We start from the raw sequence: 8,301 nt of genomic DNA, 5'->3' as shown, positions 1-8,301 counted from the left end.
CCGCCGACCAGAAACCGGCCGGCCTGGTTTGCTGCCGTGTTCAGAGAAAAGTTGATGGAAGCACGGGCGGAAATTCTGGCCCTTAAGATAAAATATCCGTTTGACCGGTTTTGAGCGGTATTACCACCGGCTGCCTCTTTCGGGTAGCCGGTTTTTCTTTTTTGGGTATTCGATGGAAATGCCGGCGGAATTTGAAAATTATTTTTGTGGTTACCGGTTTAAAATGAGAATTTCCTTTGTTCCACCAGTTGGTTGCCCCAATTTAATTTGAAGATTTTTCCCGAATCAATTTGAAAATCTACAGGGTTACTCTCTCCATCAGGCCGTTCTAAGGAGGTGACAATCCGTGACCGGTTGGGAACTCCTGGAGGAATTTGAAGAATTCCTCGGGCGTGAGGTTGACCCTAATAGCGAACAATTTCACGAACTTCTGGAAGCCCTTGGCTTTAAACCTAAGGAGGTGCAAGACCTAAACGACGAAATTCTGTGAGAGAGGCAGGGATTGCCAGCTTTATTAGCGAAGAAATTACATGGTTCTTGTTAATGAGATGATATTCGACACTACCTTTGCAGGAGGTTAAAAATGAAGCGGTTACTCTTTATCACTATCATTTCTGTAGTTTTGCTGGCCGGTAGGTTGGTGCTACCGGCCTTCGCTCAAGAACAGCAAAAAATTTCCGTCCTGATTGACGGGCTGCCGGTTGCCTTTGATGTACAACCAATCATACAGAACGGTCGGACATTGGTTCCCTTCCGAGCCATAGCGGAAGCGCTGAACGTGAGGGTTAACTGGGACAGCACTACTCAAACGATAAGTGCTACGGACGGGAAAACTTCTATCCGGCTCCAGATTGGCAACAGAACCGCCTATCGCAATGAAAACCCTATCACCTTGGACGTTCCCCCGCAAATTCTGGTCGAAGTTTAAAACTTTCAAATTAAAACCTCCCGGAAATCAAGGGCTCCGGGGCAATAATTAAAGACGTACCACTACATTTTCCTTCATTTTACAATAATGAGGGTGTGTGGTAATCATCGGAAGTCCGAGCACTTTGTTTGCAAGTGCCGTCACCGTCGTTTTTGATTTCAGCTACCTTTAGGGGTGGCCGGATTCCCAGTGCTCTGAATGCTTCATATGCGTTGCCCACCAGTTCCGTGCGGCATAGGTACTTGTCTTCCCCAATACTGAGTTCCACTGCTTTTAACTGTTGCAGGTCCCTGAGCAGGTAAACGTACTCCAGTTCAACTTCTTTTTCTGCCAGTTTTCTCTGTAAAGCCGATTCCAGGACCAGGGCCAGGAAACAGACCATGATGTGTCCCCGGACACGGCTGTCTTTCCAGTGGTAGACCGGGCGCAGGTCCAGACTGGATTTCATTTCCCGGAAGGCCCGCTCTACACGCCAGAGGTCTTTATAGGCCAGGGCCACTTCTTCGGTACTGAGTTGAGAGTTGGTACGCAGGACGTACTTGCCATCATACCGGGCTTCTTCTTTCAGGGCTTCCTGATCTATACCCACCACGGCGTCTTTGTTAAGCAATAGATACCGGCGGTAACCACGGTTGCCCACCAGCGATTTGATTCCGCCGTTTTTAAGCTGTTCTTCCAGCTTCCGGCACATTTCCTCCCGGGCCTTTTTGTCGTGTTCGGCCTGGACGGGATTGTGGCAAACGATGTACCGGTCAGCATCGTACCAGACTTCTTTTACTTTCAGGTTTCCTTTGACGGTCCGGTACCTGCCGCCTGTTTTGAGTACTTCGCCGACGTCTTTGACTTTACGCATGCGCATACCCACAATATATTCGATGTGATTTTTGTCCAAATGTTCCAGAATATCCTGGCTGACCATGCCCCGGTCGCCTACAAAGACGACCCGGGTCAGTTGAAACCGTTCGCGGACGTCGGCAATGGTTTGACTGAATGTGTTGACATCAGCTGTATTGCCGGGAAAAACCTCATGGGCTATAGGTATGCCGGCACGGGTCATTACCACGCCGACCATTACCTGGATTCTGTCCGGTCGATGATCTTTGGAGTGGCCGTAACGACCCAATTCCTCTGGCCCTCTGCCTTCAAAATATGTGGATGTGGTGTCCCAGAAAATCATGTCCACTTCCAGGTCGAACAGGTTTCTGGTGCTGTCAAAAAGGTCCAGTTCTATCCTCTCTTTATATTCGGCCAGAAAATCAAGGGCACGGTAAAAATGGTGCAGTTCCAGCTGGTCAAAGGACGGCCGGTAAACTTCTTTGAGCCATTCATTAACGCCCCGTTTGGAAAGCGGGTCGCTGATCCGGTTCAGCACCATGGCGTAGACGGCCTCAGCCAGTTGGCTGCAGGTGTATGCCTGGGAGAAATGGCGTTTCAGGATAAAGTCCAGGCCAAGTTGTTCCCACAGATGCCGGAAAATTAAATCCAACCCCCATTCCCTGGCACTGTGAACCATCAGTTTATCAGCTTCGGCCTGTATCCATTTCGTTTTTGAGAATTTGGCCAGGCTGGCAATGAGCCGGTCAAGGCAGCCTTTCTGAAGTTCGTCGATGCGGCCCAGGTTGGCCACCACTTTCTGGCGCACTTTGCCGTACTCCCTGACGGCTTCGACTATCTGGACATAGGTTCTTTTTGAGCCGTCCTTGTTGGTGAAAGTTTTTGTTCTGGCATACATGGCATAGATATTATACCATGTTAAGGCAGGTTAGAAAAACTAAATATTTACAGACGTGGCACTACACTTTTGCAATTTTTAAGTATTCCGCTAACTAAGACCCTCGATTTTACTGGGTTTCCAGCTTCATTGGAAATGTATGGGGCGCTAATGTTTCAAACTTGAGTCTGGGCGGGAGAACACTGATACCGCTCCGGTTCTTCGGCGAAGCCTTCAATTGTAAGGTGGAGTGGGATGACTCGATTAACGGGGTGAGAATTACCTCCCCACCCAAAGAGATGACGGTAATTGGGTTCTACGCCTTGGGCGACAGCAAGACCAGCAGTTGGACCAACCTCTTTGGGAAACCTTACCCGGAAACGGACAGAGGAAATACCGATGTGGTAGGCAAACTGGCGTTAGGCTGGTATAGTCTGGACAAAGAGGGTAACCTCCTAACCAGGAGCAGGACTGGCTGGCAGAGGCCGGACGGTTGGAAGAAGGTGCTGGAAGCGGCCAATAAGTATAACCTGAAGACCGAGATGGTGGTTCACTTGACTGACGGTAACGGCACCATTTCTTCTTTGTTAAAAGATGAGGCTTCCATGACGAGGGCGGTTAGTGGTATAATGAGAGAAGCGGTACTATACCAAGGAGTAAACCTGGACTTTGAGGGTTTGGGCTACCGAGATGACGGTGAGCAGTTAAAGGCCGTGCAGGAGGCCTTTACCAAGTTTGTCCGCCTCTTAGCGGAACAGGTGAGGACCGGCAACCTCACACTGACCCTCACCTCACTCTCCACGCTCCCAACAGCGCATATCAGGGTTACAATTACAAGGCACTGGGAGAATTAGCCGACCGGATTATCATCATGGCCTACGACTACGGCTCCACGCCGGAGCCGGTAAGCCTTGTCACGCAAGCTGTGGAGATGGCCAAGGCTCTTGTCCCGCCGGAAAAACTGGTACTTGGTATTTCTGCTGCCTCGGAAACACCGGAAAGCATTCTAACCAAATTGGGTATCGCTAAGCGGTACAGACTTGACGGTATCGCCATCTGGCGGTTAGGTCTGGTAACCGGTGAAATATGGGACGCATTGAGGTCTACCGTAATACCGAGGAGGCAACTCCGTAGTGCGAGCAGCGGAACGTAGTCAGTGGCTACGTCTATGCTTTATGGAGAAAAATGTCAAGGGAGGTTTTGTCATGAAGAAGAAGTGGTTGTTATTCCTTTTGCTTGTGGTACTTCTGATAGCCATTTTACCAAGCAGTGTTATGGCAGCCCAACCAATTACTGTAACTTTTAACGGTGAGCAGCTCCAGTTTGATGTCCCGCCACTTCTTGAAAACGGACGGGTACTGGTACCACTTCGAGCTATTTTTAAGGCGTTAGATGCCACCGTAAATTGGGACGGTACTACTGGTACAGTAACGGTAACTCAAGGCAATAATCTTGTCAAACTAACCGTTGGTAAAAGCACGGCCTTCAAAAATGGAGTTACAATAGAACTTGACGTACCACCTAAGGTAGTAGAAGGAAGAACATTAGTACCTGTAAGGTTCGTTTCAGAAGCAATGGGAGCAAATGTACGGTGGGACGCAGAAAAGAACGAGGTTATAATTGCCTATTTGAAGGGTTTATTGTCCAATTCGGCTTTTAGAATAAAGAGTTTCGTTGAGTGGGCCGAGGCAATTTATAGTGGCGAACCTAATCCTGAGTCTGCCAATAAATGGATAGCAGAGCAAAATAGACAAGTTGAAGGATCATATAAAGCTATCCAGAATCATTATCAGTTTTTCAGAAAGCAATGGGGTAATCAAATAAATAACGATAGTTTATTGCAGGCAGTTGACAATAATTATCAGCAAGCCGTTAAGTATATGAGTTACCATACAGTAGTTAACGCTATTATTTTTGACCATCCTGATGCCTCCGATCAACTTCAAAAGATAGCTGAAGCTTTCCTGGAATGGTCAAAGTTGGATATAAGATAAATACCGCAAAAAGATTCCTGATAAACAAAGGAGAGCGCACCATATTAACGGTGCGCTGGGAGTTTTTAACGGATGTCAAGGTTTATATTCTCGTTGTAATAAGCATTATAGGTAGTTACTGATATCCACGGTTGCCCAGAAGGACTCGTTTCATTTGTTGCTACGCAGTTAGAAGGAGTCGCATTAACAAAAGTGGTAGGCGTTCCAACTAGCGTGGTTGTCCACCGGTTATTGTTAGCGTTAGCCGAGCCCCCAGAAGGTACCAATAAGGTGGAGACACGTCGAACTTTTTGTCCAGAACCGTCGTATCTAATTCCATTAACTGTAAACTCGTTATAATATAAAAGTGTACCGCTAGAACTATAGACATAGCATTTAATATAGCCGTCTTCAGCAGCAATTAATAGCCTATATGTCGAACCTGGACTAAAGGTATAACCTGATATCCACTGCCAATCGCTCCCACCTACATAAATACTACGGTAGATACCATATTGTGTACTATAGCCTTCAGATGGTTTTAATCCAAAACCAAATTCAAAGTCGAAGGTTGAGCCATCACAGCCGAGGTATTCATACAATGCAGCACCTGTTCCCAGAGCTACGTCACTCAGTGACGGTAAAGTAATTGTTGCCTCGATTTTCCGATAACCAGTCGAGGAAGTCTTTATCCTGCGGTAAGCATAGTCATAGGGCATAAATGTTCCCTCCTAACTTAAAGATTTACGAAACAAGACATTCTACTTCCGCCTCTGGGTATGGGGTCGTCCGTCCTGGATGAGGCTCTACTTGGCGGTGGGCTCGTCCAGGACAAAATGTTTTCTCAACTTTTTCAGCGCTCGCTCTTTCATCTGGTGCACTGCGGGTTGTGACATTCCGAGTTCTGCAGCTACCTCCTGCTCTGTGTGTCCCTCCAGGATCGTTGCCTTGATGACCTTCTGCTGCTGCGGCGTTAGCAACGAGAGGGCTTCCTGGAGGAATAGCGAATCCTCTACTGCGGTAAGGGTGTCACATATGGCGGCTACGGTATCGAGCCTCTCTGTTTCTTCATCTTCGGCGTCTTGGCTGAATAGGTCGTTGAGGATTAGCAGTTCGCGCTCCCGTAGCCGTTTTTGCTTTTTCGCTAGCCTGATAGCCTCGTGACGCAGGCCGGTTATAAACCAGGCCATAATCCGGGCTTCTTCAAGGTCATCTTCACAGGCGTCAGGTGTAGGAAGCCATCACTGTCCACCTCCTTTCAGCTTGTCTATCCTGCCCTCTACTTCATAAAGAGAAAATAGGGGGTCATTTTAATAACCCCCTACCGAAAAAATTTTTTGAGTTACTCTTAGTAACCGCTCTTACGTGAGAAGTATCGATTCAGCTCATCCCTACCCCACGTGGTATTTGGCTGGTAGCGGTAAACGGCTTCTATTATCCAAGTCACCAAATCGGAGCAGGCTTCCTCGTAACCTAGTTGACGGCTGTATTTCTTGACGATGGGAATGAAACGTTTAACGACCTGGGTCATAGCTTCCTCATTACCACTCTTCGCCAGGTCAATCAGTTCTCGGAGCTTTGGCTTTCTTTGCAAATGGTATCACCCTCTTCTAGAGACAAAAAGACCTACCACACCTTGGCAGAGGGCAGGTCTTAGACTTCTAGAGCAGCGGCAGCCAGGCTGTCATAGTGCCTGTGGGCACCTTAGACCCTGTAGCTTTACGTCCCCATTTTTCAATGGGTTTGCCTTTAACGCCAAAGTATTTAGTTTTCGTCAAAGAGCGCGGAACCCTCACCTCCCTCAACCTGTCTATTTAATAAGACGAATGGTGGGTTAAAATAGTTCCATATACTGGCAAGGAACTCATCGTCTTTTTCAGACACCTTTCGTCAAAAAATCTTTCGGTTTGATGAAAGGGTGAATAACTTGTCCATCCCGTGAATATGATGGTAATAGATATGGGATTTTTTTACCAAAATTGGCCGTAGAATATTGTAGAAAAATTTGGAAGCCCTCTTTTAAGTTCCTAACATACATCCTATAATAATAACATAGGAGGTGAAATCTGGTGAATAAGTTACTTACTACCAATGAAGCGGCTGAAATTCTCGGAATTTCGCCCATTGCGGTCGCTAATCTCCTCCGAGACAAGAAACTGCCGGGTATCAAGAGACGAGGCCCGGATGGAATTGACCGCTGGTTCATCAGACGAGAAGATGTTGCGCTCTACTGCGCTGAACTAGCTATTTTCAACATGCTCCAGAAGAGAGCTAGGGAGCAGCCTGTGGAAGAAGGTGTCCCATTGTGACTAAGGCTGTAGGCTACATTAGAGTAAGTACAGAAGAACAGACTCAGCACGGCTACTCTCTTGAAGCTCAGGCCCAAGCAATCAAGAAATACTGTGAGCTTCAAGGATGGGAGCTTGTAAGGATTTACCGGGATGACGGCTACAGCGGTGCTTCTATGGAGAGGCCTGAATTGCAGCAATTACTCGAAGACATTCACTTTGGAAAGTTCGATGTCGTAGTTGTCTGGAAGCTAGATAGGTTGAGCCGCAACTTAAAAGATACCCTCTACCTCCTCGATGACGCCTTTGAGAAGAACGGGATAGGTTTCACCAGCATACAGGAACAGTTTGATACTACCACAGCTATTGGAAAAGCTGTAATGCAGATAATTGCTTTTTTCGCTCAACTGGAAAGAGAAATGATTACCGAAAGGATGAAGATGGGAAAGTACCAAAAGGCACGGTTGGGTCAGTTCCCGGGTGGTCATGTCCTATACGGCTACAGGAAAAACCCAGTGACCGGAGAGTTCGAGATTAATGAGGAAGAAGCAAGAATTGTCAGGCTGATTTATCATTGGTACGTTTACGGTGACGAAACAGGAAAACCACTGGGAATGGAGGCTATTGCTGATAAGTTAACACAGATGGGTGTCCTTCCTCCTTCCGCTGTCCGTGGAGTTCGTGTCGGAGTCAGAGGAAAGAGAGGCCAAAAAGGGGAATACGTCAAGCACTGGTCAAACGCTACTGTCAGACAGATTCTTACTCATCAGGCATACATAGGTAAGAACTACTTTGACAGGGATGGTAAGAATGCCGAACCAGACAAGATAGAGGATGACTGGATTGTTATTCCCTTCCCTCCTATTGTAGATGAGTATATCTACCAGTTGGCACAGGAAAGAAGAAACAGAGCAAAGTTCTGGCAGAGAAAACACAAGACGCCATTGCTTACTGGCATTATTCACTGTGGCATATGCGGGTTACAGTTTAGAGGAACCTATGACCACGGAACAACGGCGGTTTACTCCTGCTACGGCAGACTTAAACGCTACCACAGAGATGGAAGTCCTACATGCAATTCTCCAAGAATTCCTGCCTGTTGATTGTCAATAGAATTGACCCACTATGTGCAAATAAAATTGACCCACTGGAGAACAAAAATAACCAGCATTGATCCCCCTGATGAGACGAAAATTTTGCCTGGCTCGCTTCGCTCGGCCTTGACAGGAACCGGCAGCAGCCGGTGCAGGAATACACGGGCGAGGCGACGGCGATGGGGAGCATGATGGGGGTAAGGAACCGCCTCGCTCCAATCCATTGTACCGGCTGCTTCCACCTGTCAAGGCAGGCAAAATTTTCGCATTTCAAAGGGGAGCTCAGCTCAAGCTCAAAAGAGCATGA

The 8,301-nt window shown here is 47.4% G+C and carries 9 protein-coding genes, 1 pseudogene and 1 riboswitch; of the genes and pseudogenes, 6 read left to right on the top strand and 4 right to left on the bottom strand.

Annotated elements, in window-relative coordinates:
• Positions 1–346: 346 nt before the first annotated feature.
• A complete protein-coding gene (locus tag BR83_RS17240) occupies positions 347–490 on the top strand; it encodes a hypothetical protein (RefSeq protein WP_157833033.1) in 144 nt (47 codons plus the stop codon).
• A gap of 93 nt (positions 491–583) precedes the next feature.
• Positions 584–928, top strand: a complete 345-nt coding sequence (locus BR83_RS0113905; RefSeq protein WP_027357566.1) for a copper amine oxidase N-terminal domain-containing protein — start codon at positions 584–586, stop codon at positions 926–928.
• A 79-nt stretch (positions 929–1,007) separates the two neighbouring features.
• Here BR83_RS0113905 and BR83_RS0113900 read toward each other — a convergent pair whose 3' ends face one another.
• Positions 1,008–2,660, bottom strand: coding sequence for an IS1634 family transposase (locus BR83_RS0113900; RefSeq protein WP_027357565.1), 1,653 nt, complete (start codon positions 2,658–2,660; stop codon positions 1,008–1,010).
• Positions 2,661–2,827: 167 nt separating this feature from the next.
• On the opposite strand from BR83_RS0113900, the pseudogene BR83_RS16130 reads away from it, so the two are divergent.
• A pseudogene (locus BR83_RS16130) lies at positions 2,828–3,792 on the top strand (glycosyl hydrolase family 18 protein); the annotation flags it as partial.
• Between the two features lie 52 nt (positions 3,793–3,844).
• Positions 3,845–4,633 carry a copper amine oxidase N-terminal domain-containing protein gene (locus BR83_RS0113890; RefSeq protein ID WP_157833032.1) on the top strand — a complete coding sequence of 263 codons (789 nt, stop codon included), beginning with the start codon at positions 3,845–3,847 and terminating at the stop codon, positions 4,631–4,633.
• Positions 4,634–4,698: 65 nt separating this feature from the next.
• On the opposite strand, the gene BR83_RS17235 is transcribed toward BR83_RS0113890, so the two are convergent.
• The 3 genes from BR83_RS17235 to BR83_RS17900 form a co-directional block, all read right to left on the bottom strand.
• Positions 4,699–5,331, bottom strand: coding sequence for a hypothetical protein (locus BR83_RS17235; protein ID WP_157833031.1), 633 nt, complete (start codon positions 5,329–5,331; stop codon positions 4,699–4,701).
• Between the two features lie 87 nt (positions 5,332–5,418).
• Positions 5,419–5,802 (bottom strand): sigma-70 family RNA polymerase sigma factor, encoded by a 384-nt coding sequence (locus tag BR83_RS16125; protein ID WP_051618280.1) that lies wholly within the window; start codon positions 5,800–5,802, stop codon positions 5,419–5,421.
• Between the two features lie 158 nt (positions 5,803–5,960).
• A complete protein-coding gene (locus BR83_RS17900) occupies positions 5,961–6,206 on the bottom strand; it encodes a helix-turn-helix domain-containing protein (protein ID WP_051618278.1) in 246 nt (81 codons plus the stop codon).
• A 74-nt stretch (positions 6,207–6,280) separates the two neighbouring features.
• Positions 6,281–6,370: riboswitch (cyclic di-GMP riboswitch) on the bottom strand.
• Positions 6,371–6,681: 311 nt separating this feature from the next.
• Between BR83_RS17900 and BR83_RS0113875 the strand changes: the two genes are divergently transcribed.
• Both BR83_RS0113875 and BR83_RS16515 read left to right on the top strand, forming a co-directional pair.
• A complete protein-coding gene (locus BR83_RS0113875; protein WP_027357563.1) occupies positions 6,682–6,921 on the top strand; it encodes a helix-turn-helix domain-containing protein in 240 nt (79 codons plus the stop codon).
• Positions 6,918–8,003, top strand: a complete 1,086-nt coding sequence (locus BR83_RS16515) for a recombinase family protein (protein WP_051618276.1) — start codon at positions 6,918–6,920, stop codon at positions 8,001–8,003. The genes BR83_RS0113875 and BR83_RS16515 overlap by 4 nt, the downstream gene beginning before the upstream one ends.
• Positions 8,004–8,301 lie beyond the last annotated feature (298 nt).

It is taken from the genome of Desulfofundulus thermocisternus DSM 10259, assembly GCF_000686645.1.
In the GTDB taxonomy this organism is placed as follows: Bacteria; Bacillota; Desulfotomaculia; order Desulfotomaculales; family Desulfovirgulaceae; genus Desulfofundulus; species Desulfofundulus australicus.
Note: the sequence above shows the minus strand (reverse complement) of the source record. Positions and strands in the feature narration are given on the sequence as shown.

Coding starts and splice junctions, on each gene's coding strand:
- BR83_RS0113905 (WP_027357566.1), top strand. CDS start 584: ATGAAGCGGTTACTCTTTATCACTATCATTTCTGTAGTTTTGCTGGCC.
- BR83_RS16125 (WP_051618280.1), bottom strand. CDS start 5,802: ATGGCCTGGTTTATAACCGGCCTGCGTCACGAGGCTATCAGGCTAGCG.
- BR83_RS0113900 (WP_027357565.1), bottom strand. CDS start 2,660: ATGTATGCCAGAACAAAAACTTTCACCAACAAGGACGGCTCAAAAAGA.
- BR83_RS0113890 (WP_157833032.1), top strand. CDS start 3,845: ATGAAGAAGAAGTGGTTGTTATTCCTTTTGCTTGTGGTACTTCTGATA.
- BR83_RS17235 (WP_157833031.1), bottom strand. CDS start 5,331: ATGCCCTATGACTATGCTTACCGCAGGATAAAGACTTCCTCGACTGGT.